Annotated in this window: 20 protein-coding genes; 5 read left to right on the plus strand and 15 right to left on the minus strand. The window is 70.8% G+C overall.

Translation table 11 applies throughout. The annotated features are described in order from the left end of the window. Positions 1-44: 44 nt before the first annotated feature. Genes ACH4S7_RS05220 through ACH4S7_RS05255 form a run of 8 tightly spaced genes read right to left on the minus strand, consistent with a single transcriptional unit; the run spans position 45 to position 5,016 of the window. Positions 45-851, minus strand: a complete 807-nt coding sequence (locus ACH4S7_RS05220) for a DUF317 domain-containing protein (RefSeq protein WP_398519685.1) — start codon at positions 849-851, stop codon at positions 45-47. Beyond that, complete coding sequence (locus tag ACH4S7_RS05225) at positions 838-1,455, minus strand: hypothetical protein (RefSeq protein ID WP_398519686.1); 618 nt, start codon at positions 1,453-1,455, stop codon at positions 838-840. The genes ACH4S7_RS05220 and ACH4S7_RS05225 overlap by 14 nt, the downstream gene beginning before the upstream one ends. Beyond that, positions 1,445-1,915 (minus strand): hypothetical protein, encoded by a 471-nt coding sequence (locus tag ACH4S7_RS05230; RefSeq protein ID WP_398519687.1) that lies wholly within the window; start codon positions 1,913-1,915, stop codon positions 1,445-1,447. The genes ACH4S7_RS05225 and ACH4S7_RS05230 overlap by 11 nt, the downstream gene beginning before the upstream one ends. A 28-nt stretch (positions 1,916-1,943) precedes the next feature. Next, complete coding sequence (locus ACH4S7_RS05235; protein ID WP_398519688.1) at positions 1,944-2,786, minus strand: DUF317 domain-containing protein; 843 nt, start codon at positions 2,784-2,786, stop codon at positions 1,944-1,946. Further along, entirely contained in the window at positions 2,779-3,279 is a 501-nt protein-coding gene (locus ACH4S7_RS05240; protein ID WP_398519689.1) for a hypothetical protein, read from the minus strand. The genes ACH4S7_RS05235 and ACH4S7_RS05240 overlap by 8 nt, the downstream gene beginning before the upstream one ends. Then, complete coding sequence (locus ACH4S7_RS05245; protein ID WP_398519690.1) at positions 3,276-4,118, minus strand: winged helix-turn-helix transcriptional regulator; 843 nt, start codon at positions 4,116-4,118, stop codon at positions 3,276-3,278. The genes ACH4S7_RS05240 and ACH4S7_RS05245 overlap by 4 nt, the downstream gene beginning before the upstream one ends. Before the next feature lie 31 nt (positions 4,119-4,149). Further along, positions 4,150-4,560: a hypothetical protein gene (locus ACH4S7_RS05250; protein WP_398519691.1), complete on the minus strand. Its 411-nt coding sequence runs from the start codon at positions 4,558-4,560 to the stop codon at positions 4,150-4,152. After that, entirely contained in the window at positions 4,561-5,016 is a 456-nt protein-coding gene (locus tag ACH4S7_RS05255) for a hypothetical protein (RefSeq protein ID WP_398519692.1), read from the minus strand. A gap of 122 nt (positions 5,017-5,138) precedes the next feature. Between ACH4S7_RS05255 and ACH4S7_RS05260 the strand changes: the two genes are divergently transcribed. Further along, positions 5,139-5,468: a hypothetical protein gene (locus ACH4S7_RS05260; protein ID WP_398519693.1), complete on the plus strand. Its 330-nt coding sequence runs from the start codon at positions 5,139-5,141 to the stop codon at positions 5,466-5,468. A gap of 115 nt (positions 5,469-5,583) precedes the next feature. On the opposite strand, the gene ACH4S7_RS05265 is transcribed toward ACH4S7_RS05260, so the two are convergent. From ACH4S7_RS05265 to ACH4S7_RS05295, 7 genes are all read right to left on the minus strand, one after another. Then, positions 5,584-5,931, minus strand: coding sequence for an SH3 domain-containing protein (locus tag ACH4S7_RS05265; protein ID WP_398519694.1), 348 nt, complete (start codon positions 5,929-5,931; stop codon positions 5,584-5,586). Positions 5,932-6,088: 157 nt separating this feature from the next. Continuing rightward, the gene (locus tag ACH4S7_RS05270) at positions 6,089-6,874 is read right to left on the minus strand and encodes a hypothetical protein (RefSeq protein ID WP_398519695.1); all 786 of its coding nucleotides are present in this window, start codon (positions 6,872-6,874) and stop codon (positions 6,089-6,091) included. A gap of 63 nt (positions 6,875-6,937) precedes the next feature. Continuing rightward, entirely contained in the window at positions 6,938-7,627 is a 690-nt protein-coding gene (locus ACH4S7_RS05275) for a hypothetical protein (RefSeq protein ID WP_398519696.1), read from the minus strand. Positions 7,628-7,647: 20 nt separating this feature from the next. Further along, positions 7,648-8,220, minus strand: a complete 573-nt coding sequence (locus ACH4S7_RS05280) for a DUF3631 domain-containing protein (RefSeq protein ID WP_398519697.1) — start codon at positions 8,218-8,220, stop codon at positions 7,648-7,650. A gap of 5 nt (positions 8,221-8,225) precedes the next feature. After that, positions 8,226-8,708 (minus strand): hypothetical protein, encoded by a 483-nt coding sequence (locus ACH4S7_RS05285; RefSeq protein ID WP_398519698.1) that lies wholly within the window; start codon positions 8,706-8,708, stop codon positions 8,226-8,228. Then, positions 8,705-9,376, minus strand: coding sequence for a DUF4913 domain-containing protein (locus ACH4S7_RS05290; RefSeq protein WP_398519699.1), 672 nt, complete (start codon positions 9,374-9,376; stop codon positions 8,705-8,707). Before ACH4S7_RS05290 ends, ACH4S7_RS05285 begins: the two co-directional genes overlap by 4 nt. Before the next feature lie 167 nt (positions 9,377-9,543). Continuing rightward, the gene (locus tag ACH4S7_RS05295; RefSeq protein WP_398519700.1) at positions 9,544-10,299 is read right to left on the minus strand and encodes a DNA-methyltransferase; all 756 of its coding nucleotides are present in this window, start codon (positions 10,297-10,299) and stop codon (positions 9,544-9,546) included. A 518-nt stretch (positions 10,300-10,817) separates the two neighbouring features. On the opposite strand from ACH4S7_RS05295, the gene ACH4S7_RS05300 reads away from it, so the two are divergent. The 4 genes from ACH4S7_RS05300 (at position 10,818) to ACH4S7_RS05315 (ending at position 14,531) form a co-directional block, all read left to right on the plus strand. Beyond that, positions 10,818-11,933, plus strand: a complete 1,116-nt coding sequence (locus ACH4S7_RS05300; protein WP_398519701.1) for a C40 family peptidase — start codon at positions 10,818-10,820, stop codon at positions 11,931-11,933. A 97-nt stretch (positions 11,934-12,030) separates the two neighbouring features. Beyond that, positions 12,031-12,339: a DUF6112 family protein gene (locus ACH4S7_RS05305; RefSeq protein ID WP_398519702.1), complete on the plus strand. Its 309-nt coding sequence runs from the start codon at positions 12,031-12,033 to the stop codon at positions 12,337-12,339. Then, on the plus strand, positions 12,339-13,037 hold the full coding sequence (locus ACH4S7_RS05310) for a hypothetical protein (protein ID WP_398519703.1): 699 nt from the start codon (positions 12,339-12,341) through the stop codon (positions 13,035-13,037). Before ACH4S7_RS05305 ends, ACH4S7_RS05310 begins: the two co-directional genes overlap by 1 nt. Before the next feature lie 33 nt (positions 13,038-13,070). Next, positions 13,071-14,531: an ATP-binding protein gene (locus tag ACH4S7_RS05315; RefSeq protein ID WP_398519704.1), complete on the plus strand. Its 1,461-nt coding sequence runs from the start codon at positions 13,071-13,073 to the stop codon at positions 14,529-14,531. Positions 14,532-14,587: the final 56 nt, after the last annotated feature.

The raw sequence follows: 14,587 nt of genomic DNA on the forward strand, positions 1-14,587 counted from the left end.
AGATCAGGAGGAGAGGGGGAGTGCTTGCGGCGGTGGCAGGGTGGTCAGCGGGAGCGGCCCGCGGGCGGGGCAGGCGGCCGTGGGGGGAGCTGTGGCGGCCGAGGGGTGGGGGATGGTGCGGACAGGGATGGGGAGTAGCGCACGTGGGTGCGGCTCTGTGCCGGGAGTTCGCGGACGGTGCGGGCCAGAGGCAGCGCCTCGACGAGGGAGGTGGTGACGGCGGCGATCACCGACGCCGGGGTGCCGGTGGTGAAGGTCGCCTGCCAGAGCAGGGGCTCGCCCGGGATGTCGGCCCTGAAGGCCCAGGTGGGGTTGAGGGCGGCGGGTTTGCGCGGGGAGTACCAGTGCCGGAGGAACGCGCCGGTGTCGGGGCTGCGGAAGGTCTGCTTGCCGTCGGTGTCGACCGTGTGGCTCCAGCCCGCGGTGAGGAGAGGCAGATATCCGGCCGAAGCCGGCGTGTCCCCGGTCTCGGTCAGCCAGTCCCGTTCACCGTGCAGGCCCTCCAGGTAGAGCGAGAGGACTTCGGTGTGGGCGTCGCGCAGGATCTCCAGGGGCACAGCGCCGCTGAAGGTCATGGTCCATGCCGCCGGGGTGAACGGGTCGGTGTGGATATGGGTCTGCCACGTGCCGCCTCCGGGGCCGTGGACGCCGGTGGGGTCGGGGGCGAATCCCAGGCGGACGCGCTGGCAGGGGCTGACCCCCACCGCGTCACCGTCGCCGGGCTGGTGGAGCAGCCAGCCCTCCTCGAACGGGAGGGGCCAGGCCATCTGAAGGTCCAGACCTCCGGGGCCGGCGAGGTACCGGGGCATGACCAGCACCTCGGCCTCCGGATGGAGATCATCGAGAGCCATAGGAGGGGCCTTTCTGCCCAGCAAGCCGGAACGGCGGCGATGCCGGGGTGCCGGTGCCACGGAGGCCGGGCCGGTGCGGACCGGTGAGGGACTGAGTGATGGCGGAGAGGACGGTGCGGACCGTCAGGTCGGTGAGACCGTAGATCCACAGGCTGCAGACGGCGTTCATCGACGGTCCCGAGAGTTCGACGATGGCGTGTTCGGAGCCGAGCCAGCTGGCGGCGAGTTCGCTGGTGTAGGTCGGCGGGAGCGCGTCGTCCTCGTGGCCGGGCAGGGGAGTCTTGGCGACCAGGCCGAGCGCGTGCCCGGTCTGGCTGTCGAGCCACCGGGCCGCCTCGCCCTCGAAGTCCTCCGGGAGGCGGTAGCCGGCCAGTTCGGCATCGGCCCTCGCCCCGACCGCGTTCAGGACGGCGGGAGCGTGACGTACCGGGAGCCGGTGCACCTCCACGGTGTTCCCGGACGGCGCGTGGTGGCTGAACCACCGGACGGAGACCTCTCCGGCGGTGAAGGCGAGTTCCGTCCAGGGCGACCTACCGGGCGCGGCCCCAGTGACGGTGACCGGGATCCCCAGGTCCCGCAGATCCCGCAGGGTGCTATCGCGCACGGGCTGCCGTTCCGCGGACCCGGGAGGGAGCCGGGGCCGGTCCCGCCACTCTCGTGGCCGGCCGGACCATGGGGTCGGGGGCGGGGAATCCCCACATGCCCGCGTAGGTATGGACGGCGTGGACGAGGGAGGTGAAGTCCCCTCCCCGCCATGGCGGTTCGGCGCCTCCGGGGAAGGCGTGGACGACATCGCGGTCATAGGTGCCGGATGCGGCGTCGCGAGCGCGGAAGGTTCCGTACTCCTTGAAGGACAGAGCCAGTGTGTCGATCTTGCCCCGGTCGGGATGGACGACGCTCAGGCGCAGGCCGCCGTACTGGTGCTGCGTGATCGTTTCGTAGAAGTCGATCCGCAGACGGTGTCCGGAGTCGGGCGCCTGGCTGTAGAACGAGTTCCCGATCACGACTCCCGCGAGCTGGTGGGGGAATCCGCTGGTGAAGAACTGCTCGGCGTGCAGGGACATGGAACTCCAGGGGTGAAGGGGAGTTGGGTCAGCGGCGGGCTGCCGCGCGGGCCGGGGCGGGCAGCCGGCCGGAGGGGGTGCTGGTGGACCAGCGGGGCACGGCACGCGTCCCGAGGGCCGGGGTGGTCCGCCGGTGCCTGCGGGCGATGTCCCTGGGCGTGGGAGCCGGAGGACGGGCCGGTGTGATCTGCGCGTGGGCGCGGGTCATCCGGGAGAGTCCGCCGGACCAGCGCAGGGCGGGTTCGGGGTCGACGACCGCTGCCGCGGTGGCGGTGATGAACGCGGCGGGCGTGTGGGTGGAGAAGACCGCGTACCAGTAGCTCTTCTTCGGCCCTCCCCACAGGCCCCACCGGGTCGCGTTACTGGTCAGCTCGCCGTCCGGGTCGAGGGCGCCGCGCCGGTACCAGGCTCCGGCGAGGGCGTCGGGTGCCTTCATCTCCCGTAGCCACCAGTCGTCGGTCATCCTCCAGCCGGCATCTGCCAGCGGGGCGAGCACTGGGTGCGGGTCGTCGGCTCTGCCGAGCCCGCCTCGCAGGAAGGAGTCGTCGTCCTTCTGGTAGGAGTCGAGGAGGGCGGTGGTGAAGGCGGTGACGAACTCCGTGGGGGTGTCACTGCTGAACGCAGCGGCCCACCGGGGGCGGGCGAACTGGTGCTCGTAGGCGGCGATCTTCCACAGGGCGTCGTCGTCGCCCTCGGGCATGAAGCCGATCCGGAGCCGCTGGTCAGGGGATGGAAGGTAGCAGTTGCCGAGGTCGTCGTGGGTCAGCTGCCAGCCCGCGTCGAGCGCGGCCTGCAGACCCACGTCACCGGTCGATATCGAACCGGCGAGGTAGCGGGGGCTGACGTGGACGTCCGCATCGACGTCAGCCACATGCACCGCCGGAAGAGGCGTTCAGAACGACTGTCGGGGGCGCGGCTGCCCGGGCGTCGAGAACGCCCCAGTTCGCCTGGATCCACTGGTGCAGGGCCTGCGCGGGCTCCGTGGCATAGGCGGTGTTCTGGGTGAGGAGGGTGAGGGTGGCGCGGACGCGGGTGGTGAAGTCGGCGTGCCGGGTGGGGTGGTGGTGAGCACGGGCCCATCGGGCGGCGGTGTCGTAGACATCGGCCAGGTCGGCGCCGCGAGGGGTGAGCCGGTAGGCGGGCTGCCCCGACTGCTGTCCGCTGTGGATGAGCCGGTGGGTGCGGGCCAGCACGGAACCGTCGCGGACCTGCTGGAGCCGCAGGTCGGGGAAGGTACGGCTGAGCATGTGCCGGGCGACGGGTCCGTGATCGTCGATCTCGCTGACCAGCCGGACCACCCCCGGATGACCGAGCACCTCGACCGTATGGACGAGCTGGGCGGGGGTGGGCTTGGTGGAGGTCATCGGCGGTGGCCCCCTGCCAGAGCGCCCGCGCGAGCCGGCGCCTGGTGGGAGAAGAGGTCTCCGGCGCGCCACTGTGCCGCGGGCGTGGTCTGCGGAGCGGGCGGGGTCTTCGCGGTGGAGGCCCACATGCCTGTGGCGGACTGGGACGGGGCCGGCGGGTGGCCCCACACGGGGTGGGCTGCGGCGTCGGCGAGGGGGCGGCCGGCCGCCCATGCCGAGAGGGCGCGGTAGACGGGGGCGAGGGCCCGGCCGGGCGAGGAAAGGCAGTAGTCGGTCCCCTCCGCGTCGGTGTCGACGAGTCGGTCGTCGACCAGCTGCCGAAGGCGCGGGTAGACGGCGCTGAGGCGTTGGCCGGGCATCGCGTCGGCGGCGATGGCCGTGGCGCCGGCCGTCCCGCGGGCCTGCAGGGACCACAGGATCGGGGTGGCGTGCCGGTAGGAGACCAGGACCAGGCTGTCCTCGATGTCCTGCACGGTCGAGGCAGGCTGTGCGCCTACCGCTGTGGGGGTGGCCTTCTCCAGATGAGCGTCGCCCCAGACGGAGATCACCGCGAGGACCGGCATCAGGTCACGGCCGCGGGCGGAAAGCCCGTAGGTTACGTGGCGGACGCCGTGCTCGGTGCGTTCCACCAGGCCGGCGTCCGAGAGCCAGCGGAGCTTGGGGTGGAGCTGGCCGTCCTGCAGCCACGGCATCCGGCTTTTGATCTCCGTGTACCGCAGGGGCCGGCCGGCGAGGGTGATCAGAATCCGCGCGTTCCAGCGCGGGGTGAGCATGCCGAGGGATTCGATGACCCGCGACAGATCGGCGTGGACGGCGGGGGGCAGACCGGTGGGGATCAAGAGAGGGAACTCCAGGCAGTATCGGGGCGGGTCAGCGTGTGCGGGCAGCGCTGGCGGGAGCGGGTACGGGCGGTGGCGCCGGGGCTGGCTCGGATGTCGGTACGGGGATGCGGTGCAGGCTCTGCAGGACGGCGCTCAGGGTCTTCGTGTGGGCGTCGCGGACGGCGACCGCTTCGCTGATGCGGCGGGCGTTGTCGAGCAGGTGGCCGGCGTCGAACGCTTCGATCGACCGGTCCGGGTGCGCGAGTTGCCGCAGCCGGTCGCGGTGGAAGGTGATGCTGCGTTCGGCGAGCTGGAGATCGGCCAGACTGCCCAGGAGGGCGGCGAGCATGCTGTCGTGCGGCGTGGCCTCGGCGTGGGCTTCGAGCGCGGCGAGCGGATGGCCGTACAGGGTCTCGATCCGCGCGGTCAGCGTCTGGGCCGTGGAGTGGGATGCGGTCAATCAGCGGGCCTTCACGGTCGGTGCCCCCGCCGCCCCGGCCCGCGTCGGGGCCGGGCCGGCGGGCGGCAGGGCGGTGGTGATCTTGGCCTGGGTGAACTCCACCGGGCGGCGAGAGGCGGATTCGGGCGGAGGCATGGACCGCAACAGGCCGGCCAGGGCCGTGAGGTATCCGTCGCGGGCACTGAGAGCCGCCTCCATCCACTGCGCGTCGAAACGCAGCGCGTCGGCGGACAGCTCGCCCAGGTCGCGGCCGGGGGCCGTGGACTGGTGGACCCGGTCGCGGACCCGGACGACCTGCTCCTCGGCCAGGACCAGAAAGGACCGCAGCTCCAGGGCCCGGCGCAATGCGGCGGAAGCCCCGGACGCGGTGGCGGTCGCGTACAGCTGGTGGACCGGAGCGCCGAACGCCTCTTCCAGCGCCGTGTCCTGGCTGGAGAAGCGCGTCGTCACGCTCACCGGGCCGCCCTTCGGATCTCCGGCATCGGGAGTGCGGGGCGGGCCGGCGTGCTGGTTGTGGGGGCCGGTCCCCGGCGGGCGGTCGCAGCGGTCCCGCGCCATACGCCGGGGGTGCCCGGGGCTTGCGGGTCCAGGAGCTGACGCAGGACCATGGCCCGCCCGTCGCGGATATCGAAAGCGGCGTTCACGCGGTGAGCCAACTGCATGACGCGATCGTCGAGTTCGCCGGGCGGCTCGGACATGAGGACTTCGACAAGGGCGTCCTCGGCCCGGCCGAGCGCTTTCTGCGCGGTGGCCAGGAGGCCATACCAGCGGACGGCCTCGGTAGCGGCGGGGCTGGCGTGCGGCGCGCAAGCTACCGCGCGCCGGAGCGCCGGCAGGCCCATCTGGAACTTCTCCTCGATCCGGGCCGCGAGAACGCCCATCACATCATCGGAGTCATCGGACACTGAACGCTCTCCTTTTCATGCTCGGGAGTACCGGACCGATGGCCGCATGGCCGACTGCGGCCAACGGGACGGAATCCTTCAGTGAATGCGGCGGGACTGTGCAGAGCGCCTGGGCTGGCTAATAGCTCAGGCACATGCGAACGTCCCGGTAGACGTAGCTGCCGGAGACCCAGCCCTTGACCTTCGTGGTCTTGTTGGTGATGTGATGCCAGTTGCCGCTGGTCTTGTGGACGGTGAACTTCTGGCCCTTGTAGAGGATGCCGACAGCGGTGGACTTGGTGGTCGCTTTGGAGCGCATGGTGACGGCCTTCGTGCCGATCACCCATGGTCCGGGCCGGTCACACGGGCGGTGGCCGTGCTCGACGGCGACAGCCGGGGCGGCGGCGGTCGCGGCCGGTGCGGCGGCGAGAGGAAGGGCGAGCGCGCCGAGCACAGCGGCACTGACGGCGAATCGGGCAGAACCCATGAGAAATGGCCTCCAGACGGAAAAGGGGGATACACGGAAATGGCGCGCCGGGCGATGTGCCGGGCGACAGTTCTAGAGTCCGGAGAATCCCCGGTTTCACGAACCGGGAAAGTGCTGCTACCTTTCCCCGCGCCCGCCGGGGGTGACGAATCGGAATTCAGTCAGCAGGTACGTCCTGGGGGCGGCGTGGTCGGCTGGGCGACCACGGGCAGGAGTTCAGCGTGCGCGGCGAGGCGTGGGGGTGGTGGATGGGTCCGGCGGGTGGCAGCCCGGGCGCAGAGGTACGGCGCGCGGGCGGCGATATCGCCGGCAGCGGGGGGCCCTCACCTCTCCAATGGCTTTCCCACCAGGTGGTGGCCTCCTTGAAGGTGTCGAAGCCCCCTTCGCGGAGGGTGTGCGTGAAGGGGGTGAGGTCGGCTTGTTCCAGTAGCACCCGGAAAGGCTGTGCTTCCTCTTCGTCCACGGCGCGCAGCAGCACGGTGATCTGGTGGGAGGTGTGGTGGTCGTCGGTGTAGCTGGTGAGGAGGGCGTAGGAGTCGCCATCGCCTTTAAGTCGCTCTTCCAGAGCACGGGTGGCGTCGTCGGCCGCCGTCGTGCCCATGTCGCCCGGAAGGCGGATGGCGTCGGGTGGGCAGCCGCGGGCGATGAGCCAGGACTGGGCCATGGAAGCCAGGGGCAGCGTGGCGTGCTCGAAGCGGAACGTCCGCTCTGCCGGGTCGCGCTGCAGGTGGAGGGCGATGAGCTGAGGCTCCCCCGGGATGCCCCAGGTGACGGACTGGTCGTGGAGGACGTAGTGGCTGTGACGTCCGTCCTCGCTGTGATGGTCGGCGAGCCGGATGAGGTCGTTCTGATTGATGTCTATGTGCTGCCAGAAGGCTTTCTGAACACGGGGGTTGACGGCCTCGTAGCCGTCAAGTCGGAAATCCGGCGAGTGTGAAGGCATGAACAAGGGAGCTTTCAGGTCAGCGCATGCACGGCTGGTGGATGGGGCCGCGAGGGCCCGGGTTCAGTGACGGGAGCGGGCCGCGGCGGGCCACTCCCCCACCTGCGGAACGGGGCGGCCGGTGCCCGTCGTCTGCGGTCTCCGAGTGCCGGCGAGGGCACTGCGGCCTGCGTCGGTGAGGGTGACCGGCTGCCCGGCGTGAACCGGATGAGCAGCGTCCCGTTCAAGGAGTCCGGCCTGCTCCAGCTGCTGGAGCTGCTCGTATCCGACGCGAGCCCCGGAGGCGGTGATCACGGAAAGCCGCTGGGTGAGGAGATGCTCGTGGAGTTTGGCGCCCCGGGCGATGGCGAGGAGGGCGGCGATGTCCCGGGCAGGCAAGTCTGTCTCCTCGGACGGAGTCTGCAATCGGGCCGCCGCCTCGACCGGTTCCAGCACGGCCAGCACGCCCGCGTGCCGCTCGTCGCGGGCAGCCGCGGCCTGCTCCAACTGGTCGACGGTCCGTTCGATGCGCCCGAACAGCGCGGTGTCGACGGGGAACTCGCCCGAGGCCAGGCGGTGGAGCAGGACCCGGTAGAAGGCCACCGATGTCTCGGCCGCCGCGAGCGTACGGTGAGCGTCGGCCAGACGGGCGAGCGGCTCGTCGAGGAGACCACGGTCGCGGTGCTCCCACAGGGCGTCGACGCTGCAGCCCACAGCCGCCTCGATCCGGTGATCCAGCCCGGTCGGCGCCTTCGGCGCAGGTGTGGCGGACATGGCAAAACCTCCCTTCCGGATCAGCGGCAGTCAGCGAGCGCGGCGCGGCGGTAGGACTTGCGGCGGCGGCCATCCGGCAGCGTGACGTCACGGGTGGAGATCTCGTAGGGGGACAGGAGCTGGGCGAGGCGTGCCTGGGTGAGGCCGGCGTAGCGCCCGCGATCGTCCGCTGTGCCTGGCAGGCGCCGCAGCGCGGCCACCAGATCGGCGGATGCGAGAGCGTCGGGGTCGCCGAAGTCGGCGAAGACTCGCAGGACGTCCTGGACGACGCCGGACGTCGGCGGGTGCTCGTCCGGGCAGGACAGGAAGTCCTCCGCGTCGTCCTCGGCGATTTCCTCTTCGGTGCGGCAGCACCAATGGGAGGAGAGAAGAACGGCGAGCTCGCGGCCAGCGGCGAGGCGTTCGGCGAGCTGTATCAGCCGCTCTCCGGTCCCGTCGAGCCGGCCGTGGGCGGGGCTCGACCCGGTGAGCTGCCGGCCCAGCCGCTGGACTTCAAGGAAAGTGTCAAGGATCGCGCGGTGGTGCGGGTCCTCCGGCGGCAGCTCGGCCCCGCGCAGGGTGGCGGCGAACCGGTCGAGAAGGGTGGGAAACACGGTCGTCAACGGATGGGGCCCTTCGAGGTCGGAGCGGGGTGGGGAAGACCGGGCATCGGGCGCGGAGGCGGGCTGGGCCTGGATACCTGGCCCGGGGTGCTGGCCAGCTGGGGGGATCGGGTACGGGCGGCGTGGGTCCGGGCGCTCATCGGCCGGCGGGTGATGGCGAGGCGAGCGCGGGCGGTGTCGTAGGCGTCCTGCCCGGCCCGGGGCCGCACCGCCACCACATGGATCTCGGCGCGGTGGGCCGATCCCGGCGGGGCCGGGCGCTGGCCGTAGACGATCCGCCACTGGGCGCGGTGATCGACGTAGAGCTTGCGGAACCCGTCCAGGTCACCGCTGAGCCTGCCGCCGAACAACTGCGCGGTGACGACGTCCTGGAGCTGGGCGAGTGCCAGATCGCGGATGTCGCCCGGTGCGGCCAGGAGGTCGGTCAGGGCGCGCGGGTCGAAGCTGAGACCGAACGCCGGCGCTGGGTGGCCGGTCATGCTCCGGCCCCGTCCGGTGTCGCGTCTGCTGTCGGGGTGTCGGCTTCGGGCTTCGAGCGGGCCGAGGGTGCGGGGCCTGCCAGCAGCCGGTGGGAGGGGCGGTCCGGGTCGGTCTTGCACGCGGACAGCGGGCCGCCCGGGGCGCGGACCGCCGCCATCGCGTGGGTGAGGAAGTCTCGGTGCCACACGAACAGGCCGGCGAGCCCCGCTTCGGGGTCCTTGTGCTGCTGGTAGGCCATCCACAGGGCGTGCATCCAGGCGACGACGTCACGGTGTTCCTGCCACTCATCGCACCACGGCGCGGCGGTGGTGACCTCCGCGCCGTACGTGGGCATAAGGAAGTCGTCCACCCAGTCGGAGAGCGAGTCGAGTTCGTTCTCGTACTCCTCGCCGTCGAGTTCCAGGATCGGCTTCGGCTCGGGCGGCGCGGGCGACGGAGGCGGCAGTCCTGGCATGCCCGCAAAGCCGGTCATACCGAAGCCCGGGAACGGGGCTGGTGGGCGGTGGGCTGGGCCGGGTTCCGCCGAGAGGCTGTCGAGCTGCCGTGCCTGCTCGGCCGTCTGGTCGAGCAGTTTGCGGACGCTGGCCTCTATGGATTTCAGGCCGGAATCGGGCAGCCGTATCGGGGGGATCATCCCGCCGTCGGGGGGATCTGTGGATTCGGACACGCATGGTCTCCTTGAAGCCGCGGCCGGTGAATGACGGGTTGCGGCATCAACGATCCGATCAATTCCCGATTTCGCTAACCGGGGATCGGCTGCTATATGAATCCACGTGCCGTCCGGACGGGCCCGTGAGAACAATCGGGCCCGTCCGGACAGGAGCGTGGCGACGGCTATGCGGTGAGGCCGAAGTCGTCCTGCGTGCGCGTCTGCTGCAGGGTTTCGGTGAGCCGGTCGGCGGCAACCTGCGCGTAGTGCTGGGTCTTCTCGACGCCGATGAAGTCGCGGCCCTCCAGCAGGGCCGCGACCCCGGTCGAGCCGGAGCCCGCGCAGAAATCGAGGACGGTGCCGCCGTCCGGGCAGATTTGCACCAGTTCACGCATGACACTTACGGGCTTCTGCGTGATGTGCTGGCGGTTCTTCCCCGACGGCTGCGAAGCGCTGTAGAGGCCGGGTAGGTAGACCGGGTTCCGGGAGGCGTCGATCGGCCCGTTGGACGCCCAGACGATGAACTCACAGTTCTGGGTGAAGCGCCCCTTCTGCGGCCTGGCCTGCGGCTTGTGCCAGGCGAGGACGCCGCGCCAAAGCCACCCCGCCGCCTGGATGGCGTCTGTCGTGACCGGGAGCTGGCGCCAGTCGGTGAAGACGAGCGCAGTCCCGCCGATCTTGGTGAGGCGGTGGGCCTCGGTCATGGTCTGGGTGAGCCAGTAGCCGTAGCTGCGCTGGTCCATGTTCTCGCCGGTGAAGTCGGGAAGGTCATGGCCGGCGTCGGCGGAGGTGTACTTCTGGCGGGCGCTGCGGGACGTGCGCTCCTTCGCGGTCCGGCCGCCGCTGTTGTACGGCGGGTCGGTGATCACGGAGTCGACGCAGTTGTCCGGCAGGCCGGAGAGGACGGTCAGGGCGTCGCCCTGGTGGAGGGAAAAAGGCAAAGGGATACCCCGGGATTCGGGTCGGGAATGAGGGAGAGGAAGTGTTCCGGCTCGCCGCCCGGTACTGCCCGGCAAATAGGGGCAGGGCGGATGACCGCCTGTGAGGCGGGTGGCGACGGGGAGGTATCACAACTCTAGGGCACGATCCCCGGTTGGCCGCTGTCGTCGCCGGGACCGCCCCAGGGCGCCCACAGCGAAGTGGTGAACTATTTCGCCAACCGGGGATCTGGGCTTACTGTTTTGGAACTGCCCGGCGAACACCGCCGATGGCAATCTCCCATCACGCCTTCCTGGAGCATTCCCATGTCCTGTTGCACCTGATCGGCGATCTCCGGGACGCGAGCGGCAACTCGTGTGCTGGAGGAGCAACTGATGTCCCACCACCGGCCGCTGCCTCTCACACCGGACACCACGGCGGACGGATTCACTTCAAGGAGTACCCCTGTGACACACCCGCGCTCCGGCGTGCCCGGAAACCGCCCACCGGCTGACAACCCCGTTCCGGGAGGCGGCACCGGTTGAAGGCCGCAGCCGCCGCCATCGGCGTCTTCTGCCTCTCCCCCCTCCTCCTCGCCGGAACCGCCGTCCTGGTCGCGTCCGGCAGCAGCGCCGCCCTCGACTACACCTCCTGCGCCACCGGCACCGATGTCGACACCGAGGCGGTCGCGAAGCAGGTCGCGGCCATCCTCGGCGGCGAGGGCGCCGACCAGGACATCAAGGTCGAGGGCCTCGAACTCCCCGCGGAGCAGATCCCGCACGCGAAGACGATCGTCGCCACCGGTATCTCCCTCGGAGTACCCGAACGCGGACAGGTCGTCGCCCTGGCCACAGCCCTGCAGGAGTCTCGGCTCCGCAACCTCGACTACGGGGATCGCGACAGCCTGGGCTTGTTCCAGCAGCGTCCGAGCATGGGCTGGGGCAGTCCCGAGCAGATCCGCGACCCCGTCTACAGCTCCACCAAGTTCTACGAGGGTCTGCTCAAGGTCTCCGGCTGGCAGCAGATGACCATCACCCAGGCCGCCCAGGCCGTCCAGAAGAGTGGGTTCCCCGACGCGTACGCGCAGTGGGAGCCGCTGTCCCGGGCACTGCAGCAGGCCATCGTCGCGATCCTGCCCGACCAGGGCGAATCCGGCGAGGACACCGGCTCTCCCAGTACCGGCAGCGGATGCGTCCCGGGTGAGGACGGGTCCGGTTTCGGGCCGATCCCGGAAGGTGCTGTGCCGGAGGGGTACGAGATCCCGAAGGACGCCGATCCGGAGGCCCGCGAGGCGATCACTTGGGCGATGGGGCAGCTCGGCACCCCCTACCAGTGGGGCGGTACGTGCACCGACCCGCGCGGTCCGGATCCGATGGGCCGCTGCGACTGCTCCAGCCTCACCCAGCAGGCGTACCGCGCCGCCGGCGTCTCCCTGACACGTACCACGTACACCCAGGTCAAGGAGGGCAAGGCCGTCTCTGCGAAGGCCATGCGTCCCGGTGATCTCATCTTCTCCCGCGGCACGGCCGCCGTGCCGGAGCACGTCAGCCTCTACATGGGCTCCGGGCTTTTGATCAACGCACCGCGGACCGGGACGAACGTCCGGATCGAGCCTGTGAAGGACACAAAGATCCTCACCGTGCGCCGCGTCCTCTGACGCCCCCTCCCCTCTTCTTCTTCCTTCTTCCCTCCTCTTCTTCCTCCGTTTCCCGCGGGCCCGGTGGCCCGTGTAAGCAAGGAGCTTCGCCATAGCCATGTCCCTCGCCGACCGCGTCACCCATCTCGCCTTCGACCCGGGCATCACACCGAAGGGCGGCGGCCTTCCGGGCCTCAACGTGCTCCGCGACGTCGTCTCTTCGATCAACATGTTTGGGATCATCGCCGTGGTCGGCGCCTTGGCCGTCTCCCTCGGTGTGTGGGCCTGGGGCCACCACTCCGGCGGCCACCAGGCCGAGGCCAACGGAAAGAAGGGCGCGTTGGTGAGCGCAGGCGCCGCGCTCGGCCTCGGCGCCGCCAACGGAATCGTGGCCTTCTTCTCCGCGCTGGGGACGCAGGTCAACTGATGAAACGATCCCGCACCACGGCCCTGCGCCAGCGCACTGCCGGCTGGTCGGCCAACCGCCGCATCGCGGTCGTCGCCGCCGTTCTCGCCGTGCTGGTCGCCGCCGCCGGCCTTGCCGCCTACGTCACCGGCCAGGCCGATCAGGACAGCAAGACCTCCGCTCCCGCAGCTCCCGCGAAGCCCGCCGCCCCGTCCGCCGATTCGTCAGAGGGACAGGGCAAGCCGTCGCCCGGCCGGGGCGCGGTGGCCGCAGCTCCGCAGATCGCCGATCCGCTGGCATTCGGCAAGGCCGCCGCCGCGATGCTCTGGTCCTACGACACCCGCACCACCAGCCGCGACCAGCAACTGGCCGGGATGCGGGCGTGGATGACGGACGAGGCGAAGTACAGCGACTGGACCGGGGTGCAGGCCCAGGTGCCGGATCCGGTGCTGTGGTCGCGGATGCGGGACAACGCCCAGCACGCCACCGCCACGATCTCCACCGCCACGTTCCCCTCGGCGTTCAAGCAGGCGCTGGCGGACGATCCGGCTGCCCTGACCGAGGCGTACATCTACATCGTCACCGCCACCGGCAAGCAGTCCATCGCCTGGAAGGGCGGCGGTGGCGGGGCCGAGGACCGTTCGGTCACCCTCGCCGTCCAGTGCCGCCCATCGGCGGACTGCGCGCTCGTGTCCATCGCCCCCCGCGTCGCCCCGTAGCCGGCTCGCCATCTGAGAGGAGGGGCATCCCTCATGGATTTCTGTGATCTTCCCCTGGCGAACACCGTGTGCGGCGTCGCGGACGCCGCGAAGTTCGTGTCCGACCCGGGTGCGGCGATCGGGAACTGGATGGCCAAGTCGACCGGAGAGCTGGCCGCCGCGGCGGCCGATCTCGCCGCCGACGCCGTCAACGCCACCACGAACATCGACCTGAACGCCGCGTGGTTTCGCGACAACTACGAGACCTTGCTGCCCATCGGACTGATCGTGCTCGTCGCGACGTTCTCCGCGCAGCTGATCCGGGCCGCGATGAAACGCGACGGCCAGGCCCTCGCTCAGGCGTTCACCGGCACCGCGTCCGGTGTGATCTTCGCGTTCGCCGCCATCGCCCTGACCACGGTCGCCATCGAGGTCGTGGACGCTCTGTCAGACGGCCTGTTCAGAGCGGCGGGCACCAGTATCGAAGACGCCGTCCGGCGCACGGTCAAGGTGGGCCAGATCGGCGCCATCTCGGGCCTGGGCTGGCTGGTGATGGTGTTCGCCGGCCTCGGAGCCGCGATCGGCGCTTTCCTGTACTGGTGCGTGATGATGGTCCGCAAGGTCGGCATCCTGGTCATGGTGACCCTCGCGGTGTTCGCCGCCGCGGGCGGCGGATGGGAGGCGACCCGCCGGTGGCGCCGCGGCTGGATCGAGGCCACCGCCACCCTCGTCGTCTCGAAACTGCTGATGACCGTGGTCTTCCTCCTCGGGATCTCCGCCATGGGCAAGACCGAAGCCAGCGACGGCATCGCCGCGCTCTCCGACGTCATGGCCGGCATCGTCATCATGCTGATGGTCCTGTTGTGCCCGTACGTCACGTTCAAGTTCGTTCACTGGGCCGCCGAGGGCACCAACGGCGAGGACATCCACCGCGCCGGCGGAGCCGGTGCGCAGCTCGCCCGGCAGCACGCCGAACGTGCCGGACGGAAGGCCGCCGCCATGGCGGCGACCGCCGGGACCGGCGGAGCAGCTGGTGCCGCAGGCGGCGCGGGGAGTGCCGCGCCGCAGGGCCCGGACTTCGCCGACGGAGGGTTCCCCGGCGATATCGCCTCCTCCTCCACCAGCGCCGACAGCGGCAGCGGTGAAGGTGGCGCTCAGAGTGGTCAGGGCAGTGGCGGTCTGGGTGGCATGTCGCCCGCCGTCGACGCGATGGCCAAGGGCGTGGAGAAGGCCGTCCAGGAAGCGCCCGTCAGTCCCGGATCGGGCGAAGGCTCCAGTTCCAGCGGTCAGCAGAGCCCGCCGACGCCTGCAGGTGCCGAACAGGGGGGCAGCAGCCAGTCGGCGCCTGCGGCCCCCGTCGATCCGCCCGCGGGGCACGGGCCGCGCAATGCTCCGGCGAGTACCGCGCCGCCGCCCCCGCAGGGCGCCCCGCCCGCACCGGACTTCACCACCCGTTCCGGTCCGGGCACGTCCAGCGGGCCCGCGAGCCCGCCGCCCTCGCCCACCGGCTCCTGACCTCCACCGCCCCTTGCCGGTCGGAGCACGACCACGTGTGTGGTGCTCCGACCGGC

Origin of the sequence: Streptomyces sp. NPDC020965, assembly GCF_044333555.1 — a bacterium.
GTDB lineage: Bacteria > Actinomycetota > Actinomycetes > Streptomycetales > Streptomycetaceae > Streptomyces.